The 24,635-nt window shown below is 69.6% G+C and carries 20 protein-coding genes; 3 read left to right on the top strand and 17 right to left on the bottom strand.

Annotated elements, in window-relative coordinates:
* Nucleotides 1-54 precede the first annotated feature (54 nt).
* Nucleotides 55-1,971, bottom strand: coding sequence for a DNA primase (gene dnaG / locus G7Y49_RS08900; protein ID WP_165173031.1), 1,917 nt, complete (start codon nucleotides 1,969-1,971; stop codon nucleotides 55-57).
* 55 nt (nucleotides 1,972-2,026) lie between these two features.
* On the bottom strand, nucleotides 2,027-2,752 hold the full coding sequence (locus G7Y49_RS08895; protein ID WP_165173029.1) for a hypothetical protein: 726 nt from the start codon (nucleotides 2,750-2,752) through the stop codon (nucleotides 2,027-2,029).
* 147 nt (nucleotides 2,753-2,899) lie between these two features.
* Between G7Y49_RS08895 and G7Y49_RS08890 the strand changes: the two genes are divergently transcribed.
* The gene (locus G7Y49_RS08890) at nucleotides 2,900-4,141 is read left to right on the top strand and encodes a deoxyguanosinetriphosphate triphosphohydrolase family protein (RefSeq protein WP_165173027.1); all 1,242 of its coding nucleotides are present in this window, start codon (nucleotides 2,900-2,902) and stop codon (nucleotides 4,139-4,141) included.
* Nucleotides 4,142-4,853: 712 nt separating this feature from the next.
* On the opposite strand, the gene rnhA is transcribed toward G7Y49_RS08890, so the two are convergent.
* The 5 genes from rnhA to G7Y49_RS08865 all read right to left on the bottom strand — a co-directional run bounded on the left by rnhA (nucleotide 4,854) and on the right by G7Y49_RS08865 (nucleotide 10,328).
* Complete coding sequence (gene rnhA, locus G7Y49_RS08885) at nucleotides 4,854-5,339, bottom strand: ribonuclease HI (protein WP_165173025.1); 486 nt, start codon at nucleotides 5,337-5,339, stop codon at nucleotides 4,854-4,856.
* 18 nt (nucleotides 5,340-5,357) lie between these two features.
* The gene (locus tag G7Y49_RS08880; RefSeq protein ID WP_165173023.1) at nucleotides 5,358-6,842 is read right to left on the bottom strand and encodes a helix-turn-helix transcriptional regulator; all 1,485 of its coding nucleotides are present in this window, start codon (nucleotides 6,840-6,842) and stop codon (nucleotides 5,358-5,360) included.
* Between the two features lie 240 nt (nucleotides 6,843-7,082).
* Nucleotides 7,083-8,519 carry a carbohydrate-binding domain-containing protein gene (locus G7Y49_RS08875; protein ID WP_165173037.1) on the bottom strand — a complete coding sequence of 479 codons (1,437 nt, stop codon included), beginning with the start codon at nucleotides 8,517-8,519 and terminating at the stop codon, nucleotides 7,083-7,085.
* Between the two features lie 95 nt (nucleotides 8,520-8,614).
* The gene (locus G7Y49_RS08870; RefSeq protein WP_165173021.1) at nucleotides 8,615-9,310 is read right to left on the bottom strand and encodes a DUF4956 domain-containing protein; all 696 of its coding nucleotides are present in this window, start codon (nucleotides 9,308-9,310) and stop codon (nucleotides 8,615-8,617) included.
* A complete protein-coding gene (locus tag G7Y49_RS08865) occupies nucleotides 9,303-10,328 on the bottom strand; it encodes a polyphosphate polymerase domain-containing protein (protein WP_241157357.1) in 1,026 nt (341 codons plus the stop codon). Before G7Y49_RS08865 ends, G7Y49_RS08870 begins: the two co-directional genes overlap by 8 nt.
* Nucleotides 10,329-10,715: 387 nt before the next feature.
* Between G7Y49_RS08865 and G7Y49_RS08855 the strand changes: the two genes are divergently transcribed.
* Together G7Y49_RS08855 and G7Y49_RS08850 are read left to right on the top strand one after the other, a co-directional pair.
* Nucleotides 10,716-11,525: a response regulator transcription factor gene (locus G7Y49_RS08855; protein WP_165173019.1), complete on the top strand. Its 810-nt coding sequence runs from the start codon at nucleotides 10,716-10,718 to the stop codon at nucleotides 11,523-11,525.
* Entirely contained in the window at nucleotides 11,519-12,814 is a 1,296-nt protein-coding gene (locus G7Y49_RS08850) for a cell wall metabolism sensor histidine kinase WalK (RefSeq protein WP_165173017.1), read from the top strand. Before G7Y49_RS08855 ends, G7Y49_RS08850 begins: the two co-directional genes overlap by 7 nt.
* A gap of 42 nt (nucleotides 12,815-12,856) precedes the next feature.
* Here the strand turns inward: G7Y49_RS08850 and tatA are convergent, their stop codons facing one another.
* From tatA to rimP, 10 genes are all read right to left on the bottom strand, one after another.
* Nucleotides 12,857-13,159 carry a twin-arginine translocase TatA/TatE family subunit gene (tatA, locus tag G7Y49_RS08845; RefSeq protein ID WP_165173015.1) on the bottom strand — a complete coding sequence of 101 codons (303 nt, stop codon included), beginning with the start codon at nucleotides 13,157-13,159 and terminating at the stop codon, nucleotides 12,857-12,859.
* Between the two features lie 376 nt (nucleotides 13,160-13,535).
* On the bottom strand, nucleotides 13,536-15,683 hold the full coding sequence (locus G7Y49_RS08840) for a sodium-translocating pyrophosphatase (protein ID WP_165173013.1): 2,148 nt from the start codon (nucleotides 15,681-15,683) through the stop codon (nucleotides 13,536-13,538).
* A 194-nt stretch (nucleotides 15,684-15,877) separates the two neighbouring features.
* A complete protein-coding gene (ribF, locus tag G7Y49_RS08835; protein WP_165173011.1) occupies nucleotides 15,878-16,801 on the bottom strand; it encodes a riboflavin biosynthesis protein RibF in 924 nt (307 codons plus the stop codon).
* Nucleotides 16,788-17,798: a tRNA pseudouridine(55) synthase TruB gene (gene truB / locus G7Y49_RS08830; RefSeq protein ID WP_165173009.1), complete on the bottom strand. Its 1,011-nt coding sequence runs from the start codon at nucleotides 17,796-17,798 to the stop codon at nucleotides 16,788-16,790. Before truB ends, ribF begins: the two co-directional genes overlap by 14 nt.
* Nucleotides 17,795-18,823 (bottom strand): bifunctional oligoribonuclease/PAP phosphatase NrnA, encoded by a 1,029-nt coding sequence (locus G7Y49_RS08825; protein ID WP_165173007.1) that lies wholly within the window; start codon nucleotides 18,821-18,823, stop codon nucleotides 17,795-17,797. The genes truB and G7Y49_RS08825 overlap by 4 nt, the downstream gene beginning before the upstream one ends.
* A 6-nt stretch (nucleotides 18,824-18,829) precedes the next feature.
* Entirely contained in the window at nucleotides 18,830-19,264 is a 435-nt protein-coding gene (gene rbfA, locus G7Y49_RS08820; protein WP_165173005.1) for a 30S ribosome-binding factor RbfA, read from the bottom strand.
* Nucleotides 19,265-19,564: 300 nt separating this feature from the next.
* Nucleotides 19,565-22,369: a translation initiation factor IF-2 gene (gene infB / locus G7Y49_RS08815; RefSeq protein WP_165173003.1), complete on the bottom strand. Its 2,805-nt coding sequence runs from the start codon at nucleotides 22,367-22,369 to the stop codon at nucleotides 19,565-19,567.
* 3 nt (nucleotides 22,370-22,372) lie between these two features.
* A complete protein-coding gene (rnpM, locus tag G7Y49_RS08810) occupies nucleotides 22,373-22,672 on the bottom strand; it encodes an RNase P modulator RnpM (RefSeq protein WP_241157356.1) in 300 nt (99 codons plus the stop codon).
* A gap of 21 nt (nucleotides 22,673-22,693) precedes the next feature.
* Complete coding sequence (gene nusA / locus G7Y49_RS08805; protein WP_165173002.1) at nucleotides 22,694-23,902, bottom strand: transcription termination factor NusA; 1,209 nt, start codon at nucleotides 23,900-23,902, stop codon at nucleotides 22,694-22,696.
* Between the two features lie 17 nt (nucleotides 23,903-23,919).
* A complete protein-coding gene (gene rimP / locus G7Y49_RS08800; RefSeq protein WP_165173001.1) occupies nucleotides 23,920-24,390 on the bottom strand; it encodes a ribosome maturation factor RimP in 471 nt (156 codons plus the stop codon).
* Nucleotides 24,391-24,635 lie beyond the last annotated feature (245 nt).

Below are 24,635 nucleotides of genomic sequence, written 5' to 3'. Positions count from 1 at the left end.
CGGCCGTGCGGGCGCAGGCAGCCGCGCCCCCTAGCCGCGCCCCCGAGCCGCGCGCTAGTCGTGGTGGGGCTTGTGGGCGGCGCGGCGCGCGGCGAGGTCCTTCTGCATGGCCACGAGGCTGTTGAACACGAAGTCGACCTCCTCGGGCGCCATGCCGCGCGCGTCGGCGAGCTGCACCTTGAGCGAGGCCACGGCCTCCTCGGCGTCGCCGATGCCGAGCTCCTCGGACAAATACGCGCACGCCGCGGCAGGCTCGACCCCCTCGCGCAAACGCGCGCTCGTGAGGACGCCCGCCGCCGCGGGGTTCTCCCGGGAGGCCGCGGCGATGATGCCCGCCGGCTCGGCCGCAGGGTTCTCCGCGAGCACGCCGAGCACGGCGGACGCGAGCGCGGCGTGCACCTCGCTGTGCCACTGGGTGCTCGCGAGCGCGTCGGCGTGCTCGAGCGCGAGCAGCGGGTGCTGGGCGAGCAGGCTCAGGAGCTCGCGCTCGAAGCGCAGGCGGTTGCGCTCGCTCGGCGGCAGGCTGCGGAAGCGCTGCGCCGGCGTGGGGGCCGCGTTCCGGGGGGCGTCGCCCGCGCCCGCGCCCGCGAAGCGCGCCTGGTCCTGCTCCCCGCCCTCGCGCGCCTCGGCGTGCGCGTCGATGCGCGCCGGCGCCAGGTGCGCAAGCTGGTCGAGCACGTCCTGCTCGCGCGCGCGCACGCGCCCGGCGATCTGCACGGCGTAGTCCTTCGCCAGAAGCGAGTCCTTGATGGGCGCGAGCACCGAGAGCGCGTCGGCAAGCGCGCGCGTGCGCCCCTCGGCCGTGCCCAGGTCATGTGCGGCGAGCCGCCGCTCGATGCCGTAAGCCAGAAGCGGCTGCGCGTCGGCGATGAGCGCGTTCAGCGCGTCGGCCCCGCGCGCGGCCACGAACTCGGCCGGGTCGAGGTCGTCGGGCAGCGTCACGGCGCAGAGCTCGATCTTGCTCTTGCCCGCCTCGGGCGTCATGGACGCGTCGATGAACTGCAGCGCGCGGTCGGCGGCGCGCTGGCCGGCGGCGTCGCCGTCGAACAGGTACACGATCCTCCGCTGCGCGTGCCGCGAGAGGATGCGGATGTGCCGCAGCGTGAGCGCCGTGCCGAGCGTGGCCACCGCGTTTCCGATGCCGCCCTCGTGCAGCGCGATCACGTCGGTGTAGCCCTCCACCACCACGGCCGTGCCCGTCGAGGCCATCGCCGCCTTCGCCTTGTCGAGCCCGTAGAGCACGCTCGACTTGTGGAAGACGGGCGTCTCCTGCGAGTTGAGGTACTTCGGCTCGCCTGAGCCGATCACGCGGCCGCCGAACGCGATGCAGTCGCCCTGCGCGTCGGAGATGGGGAACATCACGCGGTTGTAGAAGCGGTCGCGCAGCCGCCCGTCGCGCCCGCGCGCGGCCACGTTCGCCTCGATCATCTCCTCGGCCGAGAACTTCTGCGCCGCAAGGTGCCGCACGAGCACGCCGCTTCCCGGCGCGTACCCGAGGTTCCAGCGGCGGGGCACCTCGCCGCCGAGTCCGCGGCCGGCCAGGTAGGCGCGCGCGGACGCGGCGCCCTGCGCGGGCGAGCGCATGAGCTGGGTGTGGTAGAACTCCGCCGTCCTCGCGCAGATGTCCTTCAGGCGCGCCTTCTTGCTCGACGAGGCGCCGCGCCCGCCCGCCTCCTTGACGTCGATGTGGGCGCGCTCGGCCAGCTTGCGCACGGCCTCGGGAAAGGTGAGGTCCTCGGTCTTCATGATGAAGCCGAACACGTCGCCGCCCTCGCCGCAGCCGAAGCAGTGCCACAGCTGCAGCGCCGGGTCGATCTTGAACGACGGCGTCTTCTCGTTGTGGAGCGGGCAGCAGCACCAGAAGTCGCGCCCGCGCTGCTTCACGGGCACGCGCTCGCCGATCACCGCCACGAGGTCGTTCGCCTCGCGCACGCGCGCGATGTCCTCCTCGCTGATGAAGCCCTCCGCCATGTGCCGCTGTCCCTTCCTGAGCTCTCGATCCCGGGCCGCCTCGTCGGCTGCCTCGCTACTTCTCGTTCTCGATCTTCCTGCGGCGGCGCTCCATGGCCGCGCGCAGCCCCGTCTCCTCGCCGCCCGTCTGGACACGGTCCGCAGGCGGGGTCCAGGCGGCGTCGGCGAGCTCGTCATAGGCGCGCGCGGCCACCGACCGCGACGTGACCTGGATGGAGTTCACGTGCCCGTCCTCGAACTCGCGCGCGTACGTGCGCACGAGCGGCATCGCCGCCACCGCCGCGGCCGCGCCCGTCGCACCCGCCGCCATGGTGAGCGCATTGATGCCCGGCGTGCCCATCCCGAAGGCGGGCGCGAGCGCGTAGACGCCCAGGAGCGTGGCGACGATGCCCGCCGCCATGTAGCCCACCAGCGCGTAGGAAAGCGAGCGCATGACCCCCGCGTCGCCCTGCGTGACGCCGCAGGCGATGCCCACCACCGCGAGCGCGTCGAGGCTCACCGGGATGACGCTGGCGAGGTCGAGCACCCCCAGCGCGCACAAGACGCCGACAAGCGCGGTGGTCGCCAGCGCGAGGAGCGCCACGCGCCCGAACTTCGCGGCGAAGGGCAGCTCCTCGAAGGTGTCGAGGCGCTTGGTGCGCACGAGGCGCCCGTGCGGCGCGCGCAGGCCGCCGCGGCGGCCTGCGCGCCCGAGCCCCGCCATCTCGCCGTTCTTCCGGAACGCGAAGCCCGCGGCGGCGAGCGCCACCGCGATGATCACGAAGAGGGTGAAACCCGACATGCCCCGCCTTTCCGCCTTGCGCCCGCGCGGTCCGCACGCCAGGCGCCGCGCCGCGCATACCTTGAGGTTTTGCTTGCTCACAGTGTAGAACACCGCTGCGTTGAGGATACAATAAAGCGCAAACACCCCACGTGAGAAGAGGCGCTCATGACCCACCACGCCGCGCAGAGCATCCCCTACCTGACGCTCGACCCCGCCGTCGAGGCCGCCATCCGCGCCGACCGCGCCGCCGGGCGCATGCACCCCGCGCGCTTTCCCGACGAGGACGTCAAGCGCCGCGAGGACAACCCGCACGACGTGGCCACGCTTGCGCGCGGCGCCTTCACGCGCGACATCGAGAAGATCCTCAACGTGCCGGCCTACAACCGCTACGCGGGCAAGACGCAGGTCTTCTCGTTCGTGGAGAACGACGACATCTGCCGCCGCGGGCTGCACGTGCAGCTGGTGAGCCGCATCGCACGCGGCATCGGCGCGCTCCTGGGGCTGAACTGCGACCTCATCGAGGCCATCGCGCTCGGGCACGACGTGGGGCACACGCCCTTCGGGCACGCCGGCGAGCGCTTCCTGTCGAAGAGCCTCCACGCGCGCACGGGCCGCTACTTCAACCACAACGTGCACTCGGTGCGCGTGCTCGACGCCCTGTACCGCCGCAACGTCTCGCTGCAGACGCTCGACGGCGTGCTCTGCCACAACGGCGAGTTCTGCTGCCAGGTGCTGCAACGCGGGGACACCGCGAGCTTCGAGGAGCTCGACGCGCTGGTCGAGGCATGCAGCGCCGACGAGCAGGCGATCGGCAGCCTGCGCCCCTCGACGCTCGAGGGATGCGTCGTGCGCGTGAGCGACATGATCGCCTACGTGGGGAAGGACCGCCAGGACGCGCTCGCGATGGGCGCGCTCCCCTCGCTCGACGCCTTCGAGAGCGACTACATCGGCGTGGACAACGCGCGCATCATCAACAACCTCACGGTGGACATCGTGAACGCGAGCTACGGGCGCGACGAGATCCGCATGAGCGAGGCGGCCTTCGCCGACCTCAAGCGCGCCAAGCGGCAGAACTACGAGCTCATCTACCTCAAGGAGGGCATAGTCGGCGACACGGAGAACGTCGTGGAGGAGATGTTCGAGGAGATGTACGCGCGCCTGCTCGGCGACCTCGCGCGCGGCGACGAGAGCTCGCCGGTGCTCACGCACCACGTGGCGTCCCTCACGCGCACCTCCCGCACCGTGCGCGCCGAGGACTACCTGGCGGGCGACCCCCACCAGATCGTGGTGGACTACCTGGCCTCCATGACCGACGCTTACTTCATGGCCCTCTACCGCCACCTCTTCCCCCGAAGCACCCGCCGCATCGTCACCCGCGCCTACTGCGCGAACCTCCAGGGCGCCTGACGATGGCAAGCGCGCGGCGCAGCGCCTCCTCTTAGGCGCCTGACGATGGCGCCTTTGCCCGGGCGGCCGACAACGCCCCCTTTCCGTCCTGAGCACCGACAACGCCCCTTTTGCATCCACAATTTTGAAAAGCTGGATGGAAAGAGGGCATTATCGGCGATCCGAGCCCCAGAAACCACCGACAACGGCGCTTTCGCATCCACTTTTCCCGAGAAATCGCCGATAACGGTCCTTTTGCATCCAGGATCACCTGAGGGGTGGATGAAAAAGCACCGTTGTCGGCAGCGTCGTCGGCGACTGACGGAAGGAGCACCTCGGGCCCCGCGTCGGACAGCCCGGCTTCTCAGGATGACAATGGGGACAACGAGCTGCCTGAGATGACATGAGGAGGACAGCGGACTGCCTGAGAATACCACAAGTGATATCGCGGATACGCGCCCTTCGAGTGCTCCGCCCAGGATGGCATAGGGGGGCAGCCAGCCGCCTGGAACAGCGTGAGAAGAGCGATCGATTGCTCAGGACGACTTAAAGGGTTCTCTCTCGGAATGACGCGAAAACGTGCGAGCTCGGACGTGTGCGTCCGCGTCATAGCGCGCGGGAACGGCCAAGCCTCGTGGCGTCAAAAGCAAGCGCGTCAGCGCTTCGCACTTTCTCGGCGACCGCGCTGCCGCGGGCGCTCCGCCCAGGGCGGCATGATGCCCCCTACCCGCATTTAGGCGCCGTCGAAGCCGGCGTCTTCCAGCAGGCCCTCCCCGTCGGCGGCGGCGGTGGCGAGCTCGTCGCAGCGCTCGTTCTCGGGATGCCCCGCGTGCCCCTTCACCCACACGAACGTCACGCGGTGGGGCCTCTTCGCCTCGAGCAGGCGCTTCCACAGGTCGACGTTCTTCACGGGCTGCTTGCTCGCGTTCTTCCAGCCGCGCTTGAGCCAGCCGTCGACCCAGTGCTGGTTGAACGCGTTCACCACGTACTGCGAGTCGGAGTAGAGCGTCACGTCGCAGGGCCGCTTGAGCGCCTCGAGCGCCACGATCACGCCGAGGAGCTCCATGCGGTTGTTGGTGGTGCGCGCGTAGCCCTGCGAGAGCTCGCGCTCGTGGAGCGTCCCCGCGCTGTCGCGGAACTGCAGCACGGCACCATAGCCGCCCGGGCCCGGGTTGCCGTGCGACGAGCCGTCGGTGAATATCGTCACGGATTGCGGCATGATGCGCCCCTCGCTTCCCTACTTCGCGCCGCGGACGGCGGCCTCGGTGCGCTCGCCGAGGTCGATGAGCTCCTGGCGGCTGTGGACGCCGCACTTTGCGTAGATGCGGCGCAGGTGCGTGTCGACGGTGTTCTTCGTGATGAACAGCTCGGAGGCCATCCGCTCGCTCGTGCGCCCGCGCAGGGCGAGGGGCAGGATCTCCGTCTCGCGCTTCGAGAGGCCCGCGTCGGCGGCTATGCGCGCGCAGGCCGCGTCGAACACGTCGACGTCCTCCACCACGATGGAGAGCGCTCTCAGGTCGCGCTCGGTGAACAGGAACAGAAAGCCGTAGAGCACGGCGATCCCCGCGAGCGCGAGGCCCGTCGCCTCCATGCTCGCGAAGCCGAGGCCCTCGAGCGCGTTGCCCGCCACCAGGCCCACCACCTCGCCCGCGAACAGCGCCGTGAAGCCGCGCGCGAACGCGCCTGCCGCTTCGCGCCCGCCGAGGCGCCCCATCACCAGGAAGAGCGACGCCAGCACGGCCAGCACAGCGAGGAAGCCCGCGAGCACCACGGCCTCGCCCAGGTCGTTCAGCTCGTCGAGCGCGAGCGTGAGCAGAAGGCCCGCCGCCATGAGCAGCACGGCGAGGCGGTACGCGCCGTCGAGCGGCCCGCCCTCCTTCGCCTTCGCGTCGTCCTCGCGCGCCGGCAGGATGGCGCGCACGCCCGCGAGCGGGTGGTCGCCGAAGAGCTGGAGCGCGGCCAGGCAGTAGACCACGAGCAGGAGCAGCATGAGCGCGGGCGCGGCGAACGCGGGCTCCCCCGCGCCGTAGCGGAACGCCTCCACGAGCCCCGCCGCAAAGCCGTAGATGGAAGTGCCCGCGATGATGCGGACGCTCAGCGCGCTCGCCTCCTCGCTCTCAGGCGCGGGAGCCGCCGGGTCGGCCTCGGGCGCCTCGGGGCCGGCCTCCGCGCCCAGGCGTCGCGCGAGCGCGCGGTAGAGAAGCGCGCTCGCAAGCGGCAGCAGCGCGAGCAGGGCGTTTGCGTTGCGCACGGGCACGGCGTCGAAGGCGAACCCCACGGCTGCCCCGAGCGCCGCGCTGATGAACACCATGGGCACCGAGCGCTCGATGGGCTCGTCGCCGAGGAGGCGCCCCCACGCGCACAGAAGCACGCCCGCGGGCAGCCCCACGCACACGCCCCCGAGGACAAGCCGGCAGAGGGGGTCGATCGCGACGCGCAGCATGAGCGCGCCGGCGGCCGCCGCAACGGACAGGGGGATGAGCGTGCGCGCCGAGAACAGCGACGCGCGCCGCTCGGGGCCGGCCGCGCGCACGCACGAGAACGCGAGCAGCATGAACAAGAGCACGCTTGCGAGGTCGGCGCGCACAAACCCGAAGGCCGCGCGCGACTGCGCGCCGAACGAGTCGAGGAACAGCGCCGCGAACACGAACCCGAGGCAGCTCGCGAAGCCGCCGATGGAAAGCCGCGCGCGCTGCGCGCGCGACAGGGCCTCGTTCTCCATCGTCTCCCCTCCTTCGCTCGCGGGTGGCTTCAGCCACAGCTCGCCTGTTTCAAGTCACAGCTTGCCATTGTAACCGAACCGCGCGCAAAAGAAGGCCTGCCGCGCAACCGCGCGCAACCAACCTCGTCTACCCGAGCAGACATGCAGGAGGGACTATCATCCTAGGAGAGCAGCGCCTTCGTGCCGCCCCAAGCGAGATAGGCGCCTTGCGTCATCTCGAGCTAGGCGCCCCATGCCATCCTAGCCAACACCCTCCAAGCTGTCTCGGTCGACGGCGGCGAAGTCGGGGGCTTTGGCGGGGGCTTCTGGTGCAGCGCCTGGACCGCGAAGCGCCTTGTCGCCCTCGCCGCCCATGCCGCTGGGACCGCCCTTGCCCATGCCGCCCATGCCGCCGCCCGCGCCCATCTGCCCCATGAGCTCCTGGGTGAGCTGCGTTTCGGTGCCGTCGGCCGCCACCTGCGTCACCGTGCCGCCCGCAAGCGAGATCGAGCCGTCGCAGTCGACCACCGTGTCGTCGGGGTTGGCGGGCACATGCAGGATGACGGCGCCGCCCGTGATCGCAAGGTCGCCGTTGCTGTCGAGCGCATCGCCCGCCGAGGCCACTTCCAGGCGCCCGCCGCTTATTTGCAGAAGGCAGCTGCCCTCGGAGACGCCCGGCGCGTTGTCTGCACCGCCCGTCACCGTGTCGCGCGCCGCGGCGTTCACGCCGTCGTCGTTCGCCACGATGCTCACCTCGCCGCCACTCACCTGCACCTGCTCGGCCTCGAGACCCTCGTTGCACGTCGCCACGTCAACGCTGCCGCCGGTCACGCGCAGGACGCTTTCCGCGTGAACCGCGTCGTCACCGGCGGTGATGTCGAACGTGCCGCCGTCGATGCACGTGAAGCCGCGCGATCCGTCCTCGTCGTTGCTCGATTTGACGGCATCCTCGCCTGCCGTGATGGCGAAGGTGCCGTCGGCGATCTTCACGCAGTCGCGCCCGCGCAGGCCGTCCTCCGCGGCGCTCACCGAAAGCGCGCCGCCCGTGACCACGAGGTCGTCCTTCGAGCAGACGGCATGCCGGTACGCGCTCGTGACCTCGAGCGATCCCGTTCCGTTGATCGTGAGGTCATCATGCGAGAAAAGCGTGGCGTTCGGCTCGTCGTCCTGGTCGAGCACGTAGTCCGCGCCGTCGGTGAGCGCGTTTGCGGAATCTGCGGCCAGCGTGACGAACACCTTGTCAGCCTTCCTCACGTAGATCGCCGGGCCGTCAGCGTTGTGGATGCGCGCGCCGTCGAGCACGAGCTGCACCTTGTCCTCGGAGGCGGCGTCAACCACGATCTGGCCGTCCGCAAGTTCTCCCGACACCACGTAGGTGCCCGCCGCCGTCACAGTGATGACGGAGCCCTCAGCGGAGGCGCCCGCGCCCTCCACGCTCGCCGCGTCACCTGCAAGTGCAACGCGCGTAGCCGCGGCTGCATCGTAGCTGGCGTCCTTGTCGCAGTCCGAGTAGTCGAAGTCCATGGCTTCGAGGTTGATGGCGAGCGCGTCGGAACTGAGGGCAGCTTCGGACGGCCCGCCCGCGTTCGCGCTCGTACTTGCGTCCACGCCGCTCGCGCCGGCTGCGGAGCTCGCCGCAGGGTCGCCCGCCGCGCATCCCGCGAGGGAGAGCAAGGCGGCTGCGAGCAGAACGGCCATCACGCGCTCGAGGCCAGATCCTTCGGCTCCGCGCCGCGCGCTCCGCCCAGGGTGACAGGGGGTGGGAGCGAGTCTTGTCATGTTCGCGCCTTTCTCTACAGGGACTCACGCGGCTGGGGCATGCGACCGAGCGATATCTTCAGGTTGCCGTTGAGGCAGCGCAGCTCATCGATGAGCGCCTTCTCGCGCCCAGGCTCGTGCAAGCGCACGGCGTACTCAAGCTGGAACAGGCTGCCCATGTTGGTGGTCTGCACTTCGACAAGCTCGTACTCGGCGGCGTGGCGCGCGAGCACGCCGTCGAACACGCCGTCGTAGTCGAGATCCTCAGGGATGGTGATCTTGAGCTTCTTGCCCGGCTCGCGCGGCCGGCCGAACGGCGTGAGCACGAACACCGCGTTTGCTATCGCCACCACCACGGTGAACACCACCGCGAGGCCGAGGTAGCCCATCCCCGTGGCCAGGCCGATCGCCATGGCGAGGAAAACGCTGCCGATGTCCTTCGCGCTGCCGGGAATCGAGCGGAAGCGCACGAGGTTGAACACGCCCATCACGGCGATGCCCGCGCCGAGGTTGCCGTTGACCAGCGTGATCACCATCTGCACGATGAGCGGCAGAAGCGCGAGCGTCACCACGAAGTTCTTCGAGTAGCGGTGGCGGAACATGTAGACGCCGGCCACGCACACGCCGAGCGCAATGCTCGTGGCGCAGCACAGAAGGAAGCTCGTGGTCGAAACCGACGAGACGAGCGAATCGGCGGTGCCGAACACCGAGGAGAAAGCCACATCAAGCACAGCGGCCTCCTTTCAAATCGAGAACGGAGGAGAAGACGGGCGCAGGGCGCGCATGGGCGCGGGCGCGGGCGATCTGCGCGGCGGCACCGTACTTCGAGAACGACGTGGGGTACGCCTGCGCGCCGGAGAGCGCCGCGGCGAGCCACAGCGGCAAAGGCCCCGCGCCCTTGATCTCCATGACGGACTCCGCGTTGTCGATGACGGGCTCCCACGACCCGCGCCTGCCGCATGCGGCGGCGCCGTCAAGACAGGAAAGCGCGCTGTCGAAGGTGACGCGCAGCTCGCCGAGCCCAACGGCGTGCTCGGCGCGCGGCAGCCATGCCACGCGGTCGCATGCGATGCCCATCGAGGGCGAGAGCTGCGCGTGACGGGCGCGCATGGCGTCGATCTCGCGAGCGATCTGCACGCTGCGAGCGGAGAGCGACTCTGCCGCGAGCGCCGCGTCGTCGAGCGGGAATGCCTCGCACGCCTGCTCGTAGGGCATCCCGGACAGATACGCCTGCGCTGCCGCAAGCGAGATGCCCACGCGGCGCTTGTACACCACGCCCTGGTACTTCTTCTTGAGCTCGACGAAGACCAGCGCGGCCGAGGAGGCGAAGGCGGGCGAAGCCGCCGCGAGCGAAGCGGCCGTCACGCGCTCGGGGCCAGATCCTTCGGCTCCGCGCCTCGCGCTCCGCCCAAGATGGCAAGAGGCGAGACGCGGCAAGGCCCCATCCGCTGCATGGGCCGCCGGCGCGCCGCTTGCCGCGCCGGCGGCGAGAAACGTGCTTGCAAGCGCCTTGCCTGCCGCGATGCCGTAAGCGCGCAAGCGCAGCTTCTCCTTGTAGAGCGGCTTCTCGAGCGACCGCGCGATGAGGGAGCGCGACGGCGTGTCCCAGTAGACGCTGGTCACACGCGTGACGCCGTAGGCGTCAGGCTCCATGAACTCGCGCAGCGCCTCTTCGACGCACCGGCGCTGCCACGCGCTCACGCGGTACTTCTTCTCGACGCGCTGGAACACCTCGGCGTAGGCGGACATGGCTCTCCTCGAAATCGCTGCCTGCAGGGAGGTCGATTATCCAGCTGGGGCCGCCAAGCCCCTCAACCACGGCCCGGTCAGGCTGACATTCGCTGTAAGGGTGCGCGACGCGCCTTCCCAAGGAAAGCGCGCGGAGACGCCGAGGCGCGCCGCGCCGGTGCCGGGAAACACCACCCCGCATGGTACAGTCGCATCCTTAAGTCTTCCTGAAACAGCCCCGCGCCTTTTCAGGAAGATTTAAGGATGCCCGCTACAATAGACTCAGGCAGACCTGCCGCTGGCCTAGCCGAACGCGTGCTGCGCAGGCGGACGTGCGCGAGCGCACGGGCACATGCACGCAGCAAAAGGCGCGCTCTGCCGCCGAGCGGAGTCGAGAAGGAGATCGCAGTGCATGTTCTTATCGTGGAAGACGACGCGCGGCTAGCCGCGGCGCTCGCCCACATCCTTGAGGAGAACGGCTACCGGGTGGATGTCGTGCACGACGGCGAGGCGGGCGCGGCGTACGCGGAGACGGGCATCTACGACGTGGTCGTCCTCGATGTGATGCTGCCCAGGAAGGACGGCTTCGCAGTGACCACCGAGCTGCGTCGCGCGCACGTGAGCACGCCCATCCTGCTGCTCACCGCGCGCGACGCCACCACCGACAAGATCTTCGGCTACGACTCGGGCGCCGACGACTACATGACCAAGCCCTTCTCGCCCGCCGAGCTCATGGCGCACCTGCGCGCGCTCACGCGCCGTCAGGGTGACGTGGTGTTCGAGCGCCTCGCCGCCGGCGACCTCACGCTCGACCTCGAGAGCTACGAGCTGACCTGCGGCGCCAAGTCAATTCACCTGAGCCTCAAGGAGTTCTCCATCGCGCGGATCCTCATGGGCAGCCCCGGCGCCGTCATCTCGAAGGACACGTTGATCGCGAAGACGTGGGGCGTCGAGTCGAGCGCGGGCGACAACAACGTGGAAGCCTACATCTCGTTTCTGAGAAAGAAACTCGCGCACCTCGGGTCGACGGCGAAGGTTGAGACGATCCGCAAGGCAGGGTACCGACTCGTGCAGGATGACGCCGTGGACGCGAAGGGGACAGGCGACGCAGACGACGTTGTGGGCGCGATGAGCGCGGGCGGCGCCTCGGACGCGGGTGACGCAGGTGAGGCCGCCGCGCCTGACGCCGCCAGCGTTCAGGGAGGAGCCTCATGCTGAGGAAGCTGCGCGTCAAGTTCATCGCGCTCAACATGGTGCTCGCCACGCTGGTGGTGGCGGTGTCGTTCGGCGTGGTGTGCCGCCTCGACTACCAAGCGAAGTACGACGAGATGCAGGACGTCCTGCGCGTTACTTTGGAAAACGCCGCACGGGAGGAGGTCGAGCGAGCCGACGTCCCGGAAGCGGGCGGCGCCGCCGGGCCGCCGCGCATCGGCAAGCACGCCGACGCCGCTCCGCCGCACATACCCGTGGCAGTCTACCGCATGCTCGACGACGGAAGCTACGAGCTGCTCGGCATGCACTCGACCGCCACCATCCCCGACGGCTCCGTGGACCATGCGACGTCCGTCGCCAAGACGCAGGCAGACAACCTCGCCGAAGGCCCCGGCGAGGCTTTCGGCGAGGTCGCGGGCGAGAGCCTGCTCTACGCCGTGCTCAGCTGCAAGGGCGGCACGCTCGTCGCCTTCGCTGACACGAGCTATCTCAGCTCCACCGACCAGCTCGCACGCACGCTGGTCATCATCGGGGCAGCCACGCTCCTGGCTTTCCTCGCCATCAACGTGTTCTTCTCACGTTGGGCGCTGCGCCCGGTGGGACGCGCGTGGGAGCAGCAACGGCAGTTCACCGCCGACGCGTCGCACGAGCTGAAGACCCCTCTCACCGTGATCATGGCGAACACCGCCATCCTGCGCACGCACCCCGACGCCACCGTGGCCAGCCAGAGCCAGTGGGTCGAAAGCACGCAGGCCGAAGCCGCGCGCATGCAGGGCCTCGTGAACGACATGCTCGAGCTCGCGCGCCTCGACGACACGCCGGCTGCCGAGCGCGTGGCGCGCGACGTCGACCTCACCGACCTTGCGGAGAGCTTCGTGCTCCAGTTCGAGTCGGTGGCGTTCGAGCGCGGCATCCTGCTCAAGAGCGACCTTGCGCCCGAAGTGCACGTGTGCGGCGACGCCAAACGACTCGAGCGCCTGGTGTCGACGCTCGTAGACAACGCCTGCAAGTACGCCGGCGAAGGCGGGCGCGTGCACGTGACGCTCGAGCAGGTGGGTCACGAGGCGCGTCTCGTCGTACGCAACAGCGGCGAGACCATCCCGCCCGAAGACCTGCCTCACGTGTTCGACCGCTTCTACCGCGGCGACAAGGCACGCACGCGCGATGCGAGCAGCTACGGACTTGGACTCGCCATCGCGCAGGAGGTCGCGCGCGATCACGGCGGCGCCATCACCGTCGCCAGCAGCGAGACCGAAGGGACCGCTTTCACCGTGGCCCTTCCCCTCGCCCGCTGACGCAGCGGTACGCTTCAGAGGCGATCACGGGAGAGGAGAGCGCTACTCCTCGGGGGAGGCGACCTTCTTCTTCACCACGCGCCTCACCTTCGGCTTGGCCTCCTCGACCGGCGAGTCCTCGACCACCTCGACCGCCTCGAGCTTCTCCACCTTCTCGACGACGGCCTCCTCGACGACCTCGTCGTCCTTCTTCGCCTCGTCGCCGTCTTCCATGCCCTTGCGCAGGCCCTTGATGCCCTTGCCGATGGCGTTGCCGAGCTTCGGGAGGTTCTTGGGCCCGAAGATGAGCAGAACGACGACCAAGACGATGACGAGCTCCGGAACGCCCAGACCGAGGATCTTCATACCAGCAAACTCCTTCTTTCCCGCGCGCCACGCGGCGCGCACCTTTGCTAACGTGGCGCCAGTATGCCCCGGCGCCCACCCTGCGCGCTATCACGCAAACGGGCGATTTTTCCGCCCGCACGCGGGGAAACCGCGTCACCCGTTTGCGTGACAAGCTGCGTTTCCGCAGGTGAAGCGCTTAATCGCCGCCAGACGACCCGCAGAGGCCAATGTCATCGCCACTCCTACCCCACCGCGCTCGCGCAGATCCGCACACTCCTGCGGCAGCCTTCCTCGCAGCGCCAGCGCTCACCGCGCCCGCGTCTTCCGCGCGACAGCAAAAAGGGGCGCCCTGCGAACCGCGAGGCGCCCCTGTCTCAATCTTCGCCCGGAAGGCTCAGAGCATGGCCTGGATGGTGATGAACAGCGGCGAGAAGGTGAGCGCCACGATGGTCATCAGGTTGATGAGGATGTTCATCGACGGGCCCGAGGTGTCCTTGAACGGGTCGCCCACGGTGTCGCCCACGACGGCGGCCTTGTGGGCCGCGGAGCCCTTGCCGCCATGGTAGCCCTGCTCGATGTACTTCTTCGCGTTGTCCCACGCGCCGCCGGCGTTGCTCATGAAGATGGCCATCAGCATGCCCGTGGACACGGCGCCGGCGAGGAAGCCGCCGAGCATGGCCGGGTTGAAGCAGCCGATGGCGACCGGAACCACGATGGCGATGATGCCGGGGGTCATCATCTCGCGCAGCGCGCTCGTGGTGGAGATGCCCACGCACTTGTCGTACTCGGGCTCGGCCTTGTACTCCATGATGCCGGGGATCTCGCGGAACTGGCGGCGCACCTCCTCGACCATCGCGTGAGCCGCGCGCGACACCGCGCCCATGGTGAGCGCCGCGAACATGAACGGCATCATGGCGCCGATGAAGATGCCGGCCACGATCAGCGGGTCGGTCAGCGTCAGCGAGAACGCGGGGATGGAGTGGTGCATGGTCGCCTGGAACGAGACGAACAGCGAGATGGCGGACAGGCCCGCAGAGGAGATCGCGAAGCCCTTCGCGATGGCCGCCGTGGTGTTGCCCACCGCGTCGAGCGAGTCGGTGCGGTCGCGCACCTCCTCGGGCAGGCCGGCCATCTCGGCGATGCCGCCCGCGTTGTCGGCCACGGGGCCGTACGCGTCGACGCCGATGGTGATGGCGGTGTTGGAGAGCATGCCCGTGGCGGCGAGGCCCACGCCGAACAGGCCCACGGCGATGCCGCCCTCGGCCGTCGCGTTGGGGAACGCCAGGTTGCCGAACGTGTACGCGCCGATGATGGCGAGCGCCACGAGCACGATGGGGGCGATGGTGGACAGCATGCCCGTGCCGATGCCCTCGATGATGACCGTGGCCGCGCCCGTCTCAGCGGACTCGGCGATCTTGTGGACCGGCTTGTACTTGTCGGAGCAGAAGTACTCGGTGATCTTGCCGATGGCGAGGCCGGCGACGAGGCCGCAGATCACGGAGCCGAACAGCCAGAGCGGCTGCGCCTCGGTCGACTGGGAGTCCCACATGAGGAAGATGCAGAAGATCACGATGATCTCGAGGCCGGCGGCCAGATACGTGCCGCGGTTCAGGGCCTTGTGCAGCGCGGCGCCCTCCTTGGTGCGCACCGCGAACAGGCCGATGATCGAGGTGATGATGCCGCAGGCCGCGATGACGACCGGCGTCACGACGGCCCAGATGAGGTCGCCCGTGGCGAAGTACCCGCCGAGCGAGCCGAAGGTGGCGGCCAGGATGGTGGGGGCGAGGATCGCGCCGGTGTAGGACTCGAAGAGGTCGGCGCCCATGCCGGCCACGTCGCCCACGTTGTCGCCCACGTTGTCGGCGATGGTGGCGGGGTTGCGCGGGTCGTCCTCGGGAATGCCGGCCTCGACCTTGCCCACGAGGTCGGCGCCCACGTCAGCGGCCTTCGTGTAGATGCCGCCGCCCACGCGGGCGAACAGGGCCACGGCGGACGCGCCGGTGGCGAAGCCCTCGACCATGCCCACGTTGTGGTGCACGAGCGACATGAAGTCAGCGGTGAGCTGGGAGGGCGACACGCCGGCCATCATGCTGAACACGAGCGCGATGAGCCATAGCGAGAGGCCCATGAGGGCGAACGAGGCCACGCACAAGCCCATGGTGAGGCCCGACTTGAAGCTCACGTTGAGCGCCTTGGCGACCGACTCCTCGGCGGCGTGCGCCGTGCGCGTGTTGGCGCGCGTGGCGACGTGCATGCCCACGTAGCCCGCCGCGGCCGAGAGCACGCCGCCGGTCACGAACGCGAGCGCCGTGAGCGGAGACAGCGCCACGGCCATCACGACAGCCACGACGGCCATGAAGATGATGAGCAGCTTGTACTCGCTCATCAGAAACGCCTTGGCACCCTGCTGGATCTTCACAGAGATGCTGTTCATCTTCTCAGAGCCCGGGTCCTGCTTGAGCACCCAGCCTCCGAGGTAGCCTGCCACGCATATGCCGATGAGTGCGCAAATGGGGGCGAGCCATGCGACCTGTGTAGTCACTTGTGTCCTCCTTGACTTTTTTGCAACACCGCGAGGGTGTCGGTACGACCTTCCAGCTCGGCATTCTCAGCTGAAAACAATATTTGAGACATTCTAAAGTATTTGAAGGAATTGTGAAGCCCTCTTCCGCGCTTTATTGGGCGAAAGAACAAAACGCGCGGGCGCCTTGGCGCCCTCAGCGCCTCCCCGCTTCCCTACAGGTTCTCGCGCACCCAGGCGATGTTGCCGTTGACGGTGCTGATGAGGTCCTCGAGCGTGGCGAACGTCATCATGGGGCGCAGCCAGCTCATGAACTCGAGCTCGACCACGTCCCCGTAGAGGTCGCCCGAGAAGTCCAGGATGTGCGCCTCGACGTTGGCGAGGGCCTTGCCTTCGAAGGTGGGCGACACGCCGACCGACACCGCCGCCTTGTAGCGCATGCCGCCGACGTGCGCGTACGCCGCGTAGACGCCGTCGCCGAGCGCGCGCAGCTCGTCGGGCACGTGCAGGTTCGCCGTGCGAAAGCCCATGTCGCGCCCTTCGCCGCGCCCGGGCTGCACCACGCCGGCCATGCGGTAGGGCGCGCCGAGCAGGCGCGCGGCCTGGCCCACCGCCCCCTCTTGCAGAAGGCCCCGGATGCGCGTGGCGGTGACCGGCGCGCCGTCGAGCTCGAGCAGGTCATGGGGGGCCACGAGCATCCCGTGGCGCGCCCCCCAGCGCTCGAGCACGCCGACGTCGCCCGAGGCGCGCGCGCCGAAGCGGAAGTCGCGGCCCACGAAGAGCGCGGCGGGCACGTGCGTGCCGCCGAAGGCGCGCTCGAGGAACGCCTCGGGCTCAAGGGCGGCGAAGTCCCGCGTGAAGGCGAGGGCGACCACGTCGTCGACGCCCTCGAGCTCGCAGAGCGCCTGCAGGCGCTGCTCGTTGGACATGAGCTTGCGCAGCTCCCCCGCCGCGAACACCTCGTCGGGGTCGCGGTCGAACGTCACCACGACGGCGCGCGCGCCGAGCTCGCGCGCCTTGCGCACGGCCTCGCCGATGATGAAGCGATGGCCCGCGTGCACGCCGTCGAACACGCCGAAGGCGCACGAGGCGCCCGCGAAGAGCGATGCGTCGAAGTCCTTGGCCCTATAGGTCGCCACGGCTCACCCCCGTCTGGAACACGCAGCGCGTCTTGTAGCGCCGCGCCGCGCCGTCATACTCGTAGATGCCCGCGAGCTTGTTGCCCGCCACCACGGCGACGAGCTCTCCGGGGCGCACGTCTTCGCAGCTCTCGCGCACGCCCGCCGTGCAGGCGCACATCTCGAGCGCGCTCGGGCCGAACCGGCGCTCGCAGAGCGCAAGCGCGTCCTTCGGCAGCTGGTTGCCGTTCGCCACCGCGCGCTCGACGGCGGCGTCCGCGAAGGCGAAGCGCAGGCCGAGCAGCCGGACGGGGTCGAGCGCCGCGCGGGTCCCCACCTCGGCGAGCGTCTCGAGGCTCACGCACTCGTCGAGCGTGAGGTTGCCCACGCTCGTGCGCCGCAGGCTGCCCACGTGCGCCGCGCAGCCGAGCGCCGCGCCGATGTCGCGCGCGAGCGAGCGGATGTAGGTGCCCTTCGACACGTGGAACGCGATCTCCCACGCCGGCGGCTCGGACGCGTCGGCGCCGTAGACGCCCCGAAGCTCGGCGGCGTACACCTCGATGTCGCGCGGCTCCATGCTGATGATGTTGCCGCGGCGCGCCTCGTCGCACGCCTTCCTGCCGTTGACCTTGATGGCCGAGTACACGGGCGGGAGCTGCTTGGACGCGCCCACGAGCGAGGAGACGAAGGAGGCGGCGAAGAACGGGTCGAACACCTCGTCGGGCACGGGAGAGGTGCGGATGACCTCGCCCTGCGCGTCGTCGGTGTCGGTGGCCGCGCCGAACGCCACGCGCACCACGTAGCGCTTGTCGTGCCCCGTGAGGTAGGCGTCGAGGCGCGTGGCCGGGCCCACGCAGATGGGCAGCACGCCCGAGGCCAGAGGGTCGAGCGTGCCGGTGTGCCCCACGCGCCGCTCGCCGAAGATGCGCCGGCAGCGGTTCACCACGTCATGCGAGCTCATGCCGCTCGGCTTGTCCACGCCGACGATGAGGCAGAGCCCCGACTCCCCGCGCCTCATGCCGCGTCCTCGCCAAGCTCGACGGCCTCGAGGCGGCGCGTGACCGCGTCGAGCGCGCCCTCGATGCCCGCGGGCAGGGTGAAGCCCGCGGCCGCCCTGTGCCCGCCGCCGCCGAACTCGCGCGCGATGGCCGCCACGTCGGTGTCGTCCTTGGCGCGGAAGCTCCCGCGCACCTCGCTGCCCTGGTCGCGCAGCATGCACGCCACGCGCACGCTGCCGATGGAGCGCAGCACGTCGACGAGCGGCTCGGCGTCGGCCTTCGCGGCGCCGAGGCGCGCCATGTCCTCCTGCGTGATCCAGCTCACCGCCACGCGCCCCTCCCTGAGCAGGCGCATGCGCGACACCGCGATCCCCTCGAGCTGCACCGAGGCGAGCGTGCGGCTCTGGTACACCTCGCGCGCCACGCCGGCCGGGTCGGCGCCGGCGGCCACCATCTGAGCCGCGGCGGCGAAGCACGCGTGGTCGGCGTTCTGGTACTGGAAGCGCCCCGTGTCGGTCACGAGGCCCACGTACGCGCAAGCCGCCAGCTGCGGCAGGCGCGCGCGGCCCTCCTCGCCGAGCAGGTGCGCCGCAAGCTCCCACACGAGCATGCTCGTGGAGGCGGCGTCAGGGTCGGTGTAGCTCAGGTCCGACATGCGCTCGGGCACGGCGTGGTGGTCGACGGTGACGCTCAGCGCCGAGGCGGCGTGGAGCGCGGCGGCGTCCGGCCCGAGGCGCTCGGGCGTGGGCACGTCGACGGCCACGAACACCGCGGGCGCCGCGGCATGCTCGTCTGCGTACGCCGCGGCGGGCGTCATGTCGGCGAGGCCCGGCAGGAAGCCGAGCGAGGCGCCTATCGGGTCGTCCTTGGCGAGAAGGCAGGTGGCGCGCTTGCCGAGCGCGCGCAGCGCGTGCGCGAGCGCGAGCTGCGAGCCGAGGCAGTCGCCGTCGGGGTTGACGTGCCCGCAGATGACGAAGTCGTCATGCTGCCTGAGCGCCTCGGCGATGGCCGGGAGCGTGGTGTTCGTCTGGGGTGTGACGCTCATGCAGGCCTACTCGCCCGCAGCCGCAGCGGCGTCGTCCCCGGCGGCGCCAGCCCCTGCGCCCGCCTCCGCTTCCGCGGCCTCCGCCTCGGCCGCGCCGAGGTTGCGCTCGCGGTCGCGGTCGAGCGCGTAGGCGATGGACTCCGCCTCGTCGACCGAGCGGTCCAGGTGGAAGCGCAGCTCGGGGGCCACGCGCCACGAGAGCTCCTTCGCCATGAGCGAGCGGATGCGCCCGCGCGCCGCCGCGAACGCCGCCTCCACCTCCTCGTAGCGCTCGGGCTCGGTGGTGTAGAACACGTTGCACGCGCTGCGGTCGTAGCTCACCTCGCAGCCGGTGATGGTGACCAGGTGCAGGCGCGGGTCGGAGATCTCGAAGAGCATGATCGACGCGATCACCTCGCGGGCCTGCTCGTTAACCTTGCGGTTGGAAGCACCCTGTTTCACGGTGCACCTCCTTGTCGTCTATCTAAGAGAAGGCTACCAGATCCCCCGGACCCAGTAGCCTCACAAGTTCGTTACGTCCAATCCCAACGAATCGCAGGACGCGAAGCGAGCGAGCACAAGCAAGCTCACAGCCCCCGAAGCGCCGGTCGGCCGGGCGCCGGCGTGGCTCGCGCGCAGATTCCGCAGCGACTGCGACAGCCCTGCGGGCTGTCACACCAAGCGAGGACTGCCCGAGCACGTGCCATGCCGGCGTCTGGCCGACCGGCGGGACCCGAGGGCCCCGCCGCGGCAAGGCGGGTTCTACTCCGTGCGCTCCACTTCCTTGACCTGGTAGCCTTCGATGGTGTCCCCCACCTTGAGGTCCTGGAACTTCTCGATGCCGATGCCGCACTCGTAGCCCTGCTTCACGGACTTCACGTCGTCCTTGAAGCGGCGCAGCGACGCCAGCGTGCCCTCGAAGATCACCGTGCCGTCGCGCACGATGCGCACCTTGTCGTCGCGGTTGATCTCGCCCTCGACGATGTAGCAGCCGGCGATGGTGCCCACCTTCGGCACCTTGAAGGTCTCGCGGATCTCGGCGATGCCGGTGTCCTCCTCCACGATGTCGGGCGAGAGCAGGCCCACGCGCGCGGCGTTGATGTCCTCGATGGCCTGGTAGATGACGCGGTACAGGCGGATGTCCACCTTCTCCTTCTCGGCCTGGGCCTTCGACTTGCCCGTCGGGCGCACGTTGAAGCCGATGATGATGGCGTCAGAGGCCGCTGCCAGCGTGACGTCGGTCTCGGTGATGCCGCCCACGGCCGAGTGCACGATGTTGATGCGCACCTCGGACTGGTCCATCTTCTCGAAGGCGTCGCGCAACGCCTCGATGGAGCCCTGCACGTCGGCCTTCACGATGAGGTTGAGGTCGGTCTGCTTGCCCTCCTCGATGCGGTTGAACAGGTCGTCGAGGCTCATGTGGCTCTTCGTCTCCTGCGCGGCCAAACGCTCGCGCAGCGCGCGCTCCTCGGCGAGCTTGCGGGCGTCGCGCTCGTCCTCGAACACGCGGAACTCGTCGCCCGCGGTCGGCACCGACGAGAGGCCGAGCACCTCGACCGGGTCGGCCGGGAGCGCCTCGGCCACGTGCTCGCCGCGCGGGCTGATGAGCGCGCGGACGCGGCCGTAGGAGGTGCCCGCCACCAGCACGTCGCCGGTGTGCAGGGTGCCGCGCTGGATGAGCACGGTGGCCACCGGGCCGCGGCCCTTGTCGAGGTTGGCCTCGATCACGAAGCCGGACGCCTCGGCGTCGGGGTTCGCCTTGAGCTCGAGCACGTCGGCCTGCAGCAGGATGGTCTCGAGCAAGTCGTCGATGTGCAGCTTCTTCTTCGCCGAGACCTCGACGAACATGTTGGTGCCGCCCCACTCCTCGGGGATGACGCCGTGCTCGACGAGCTCCTGGCGCACGCGGTCGGGGTTGGCGCCGGGCTTGTCGATCTTGTTGACGGCGACCACGATGGGCACGTTGGCGGCCTTCGCGTGGTTGATGGCCTCGATGGTCTGCGGCATGACGCCGTCGTCAGCGGCCACCACGAGCACGATGACGTCGGTCACCTGGGCGCCGCGGGCGCGCATGGCGGTGAACGCCTCGTGGCCCGGGGTGTCGATGAAGGTGATCTGGCGGCCGTCGATGTTCACCACCGAGGCGCCGATGTGCTGGGTGATGCCGCCGGCCTCGGAGGCCACCACGCCGGTGTGGCGGATGGCGTCGAGCAGCGACGTCTTGCCGTGGTCGACGTGGCCCATGACGGTGACCACCGGCGGGCGCGGCTTGAGGTCGTCCTCGGAGTCGTTGTACACCACGGCGTACTCCTCCTCGGGCGACACCACGCGCACCTTGCGGCCCATGTCGTCGGCGATGAGCTCGATCAGCTCGTCGCTCATGGACTGCGTGAGCGTGAGCACCTGGCCGAGCATGAACAGGCGCTTGATCACGTCGTTGGGCTGCACGCCGAGGACCTCGGAGAACTTGGCGACCGTGGCGCCCTGGGGCACCTCGACCACGCTCTCGTCGAGCACGAGCTCGGGGTCGAGCCCGCGCTCGATGGCCTCCATCTCGGCGCGCTCGCGCGCCTCGGCCTCGCGCTTCTCCTTGCGCTTCTTGCGGCGCCCCTCGCCCTCGTGCGTGGTGGCGGCGGCCACCGCCGCGCGCGCCTCGGCGAGCACCTTGTCGCGCTGGAGCTTCTCGGCCTGCACGGCCATCTGCGCGTAGCGGTCCTCGCCCTTGGGCGTCAGGGCCTCGAGCTCGGGGACCACCTGCACGCCGCGCTTGCCCTTCTTGCCGCGGGCGGCCTGCGCGCCGGCGTTCGCGCCGCCGCGGCTGCCGCGGTTGGCGCCGCCGCCGCGGGAGGCTGCGCCCTGGGCCTTCTTGGCCTGGGCCTGCGTCTCCTTCTGGGCCTCGATGCGCTGCTTCTCAGCCTCGATCTGCGAGAGCAGCGAGCTGAAGTTGGAGGCGCGCTTGGGAGCCGGGGCGGGCGCGTGCTCGCGGGTCGCGGGCGCCGCGTGGTGGGCGGAGGACTTGGCGCCCTTGCCCTTGCGGTTGCGCAGCGCCTCCTCGACGGCCTGCTTCTTGGCCACCTCGGCCGCGGCCTTGCGGGCGCGCTCGCGGGCGCGCGACGCGGCCTTCTCGCGCTCGACGCGCTCCTTCTCGGAGGCGATCTGCGCGCTGAGCGACTCGAAGCCCGAGGACACCGGGGCCTTCTTGAGCGGCTTCTTCGCGGGCTCCGCGGGCTGCTCGGCGCCGCCCTTCTCGGCGCGGAAGGCGCGGGCGGCCTCGCGCTCGGCGAGCTCCTTCTCCACCGCGGCGCGGCGGGCGGCCTCCTCCTCGGCCTTCTTGCGCGCGGCCTCGGCCTGCTCCTTCTTGAGCGCGGCCTCCTCCTCGGCGGCAAGCTGGCCCGCGCGCTGCTTGATCTCGGGCGCGAGGTTCTTGCGGATCTTGTCGACATAGGCATCGGCGAGCACGCTCGCATGCGACTTTGCCGGGATCTTCATCTCATGAAGGCGATCGAGCAGATCCTTGCTCGTCATGTCAAATTCCTTCGCCAACTCATGTACACGCATGCTGGCCATATATCACTCCTCTGTCTTGTCGATATCGACGCCGCAACCGCGGGCAAGCTCGTCCGCGATCCTGGTGTAATCATCCTCGTTCAGCTTGCAGCGGAGGGCGCGGTCGAGCTTGCGGCCCTTCCAGGCGCGGGCGAAGCAGTCGCTTGAGCACACGTACGCGCCGCGCCCGGCGGCGCGCCCCGTGGGGTCATAGGAGACGGTGCCGTCAGACGCGCGCACCACGCGACGCAGGGATGCCTTCCCTGCCTGCGTGCCGCAGCCGATGCAGCTGCGCTGCCGTTTCCTCGTCTCCTGCATCATCATGCCGCCTCGCCGCCTGAAGCCCTATGCCTCGTCGAGGTCGGCGTGAACGCCGCAGTAGCGGCTGTTCGGACGGGCGTGGTTGCGGCAGCGGGAGCCGTCCTCGCCCACGTAGATGCAGAAGTCGTCGTCCTCGACGTCATCCTCGTCGATGAGCTCGTTCTCGAAGCCGTCGAGCATGCTCGAGAAGCTCGCCGACTTGATGTCGATGTGCCAGCCCGTGAGGCGCGCGGCGAGGCGGGCGTTCTGGCCCTCCTTGCCGATGGCCAGCGAGAGCTGGTCGTCGGGGACCACCACGGTGGCGTAGTGGTTCGGCTCGTCGATGGTCACGTGCGACACCTTCGCCGGCGACAGCGCGTTGGCCACGTAGACGGCCGGGTCATCGTTCCACTGGATCACGTCGACGCGCTCGTTGCGCAGCTCCTCGACCACCATGCGGACGCGGCTGCCCTTCGGGCCCACGCAGGCGCCGACCGGGTCGAGGTTCGCCTCGCGGGAGGCCACGGCGACCTTGGAGCGCGCGCCGGGCTCGCGGGCGATGGACTTGATCTCCACCACGCCGTCGTAGATCTCGGGGACCTCGATCTCGAACAGGCGGCGGATCAGGTCAGGATGGGTGCGCGACACCACGATGGGCGGGCGCGCCTGCTCGCCGCGGGCGCGGGGGGCGTCGGAGTTCGGGTCGCGCACCTCGATGATGAGCACCTTGATGCGCTGGTTGTGGCGGTAGTGCTCGTTGGACGGGCGCTCGTTGCGCTCGCCGTTGGAGCGCTTCACGTCGTAGTGCGGCAGCTCGGCCTCGACGCCGTCGCGGATCTTGATGATGGTGAAGTCCGGCGTGCCCTGCAGCACCGTGCCCGTGACCAGGTCCCCCACGCGGTCGGAGAACTCCTCGTAGATGGACTGGCGGCCGGCGTCGCGCACGATGGACGAGATGACGCTCTTGGCGTTCTGGGCGGCGATGCGGCTCACGTCGTCGGGCGTGACGTCGCGCTCCTCGAACTCGGAGTACTCGCCGGTCTCCTCGTCAGGCTCGCCGACGGGCACGAGCTCGTACACGTAGATGTGGCCGGTCTGGCGGTCGATGGTCACGCGCGCGTCCCACTCGAGGTCCAGGATATGCTGATAGCTCTTCGCCAGCGACGCCTCCAGGCGCTCGATCAGGTAAAACTCGTCGATCTTGCGCTCGTGGGCCAACGCCTGCAGAGCCTCGATCAGTTCTGAAGTTGCCATCGTCTTCGCTTTCCTTCCTATGAGCTGAAGTCGATCGTGCCCTTCACGCGGGCACGTTTGATAACACCGAGGGGCACGCGGACCTGCGTGCCGTCGACGTCAAGCGCGACGTCGTCGCCGACCATGCCGCGCAGCTCGCCGGTGAGCGAGCTGCGGCCGTCGACGGGGCTTTTGGTCTTCACGCAGACCGTCTCGCCGGCGAAGCGCTCGAAGTGCTCGCGCGTGCGCAGCGGGCGGTCGATGCCGGGAGAGGAGACCTCGAGCACGTACGCCCCGGGGAACGGGTCGATCACCTCGAGGATGTCGCCCATCCACTTCTGGGAGGCGGCGAGCACGTCGAAGCTCACGCCGCCGTCCGCGTCGACGTACACGCGGATGGTCGGGGACTTCTTGGCCCCCACCACCTCGATGGTGACGATCTCGATGCCCTCCTGAGCCGCCCGCGGCTCAAGCGCCTCAAGCAGCTTTCTCTCTTTCGCGCTGAGCACGCGCACCTCCTCTGACCTCGCGTCGGACCTGACGTCTCGCGCTGAAGTGCCCTAACAACAAAAGAAAGCGGGACAAGCCCACTTTCCTCGAAAACGAAAAGTATTAAGCGCACCAGCGCGACAGTGTTAGTCATGATAACACAGGATCCGCGGGATTCCAAGCCCCCACGCAGGGGAAATTGAGGGAGCGCGGCGGCGACGGCCGCGGCGGCAGGGCGAGGCGAGCGCGGCGGCGACGGCGGGGC

It is taken from the genome of Adlercreutzia sp. ZJ242 (assembly GCF_011038995.1).
Classification (GTDB): domain Bacteria; phylum Actinomycetota; class Coriobacteriia; order Coriobacteriales; family Eggerthellaceae; genus CAAEEV01.
This window is presented reverse-complemented; position numbering and strand designations above follow the sequence as displayed.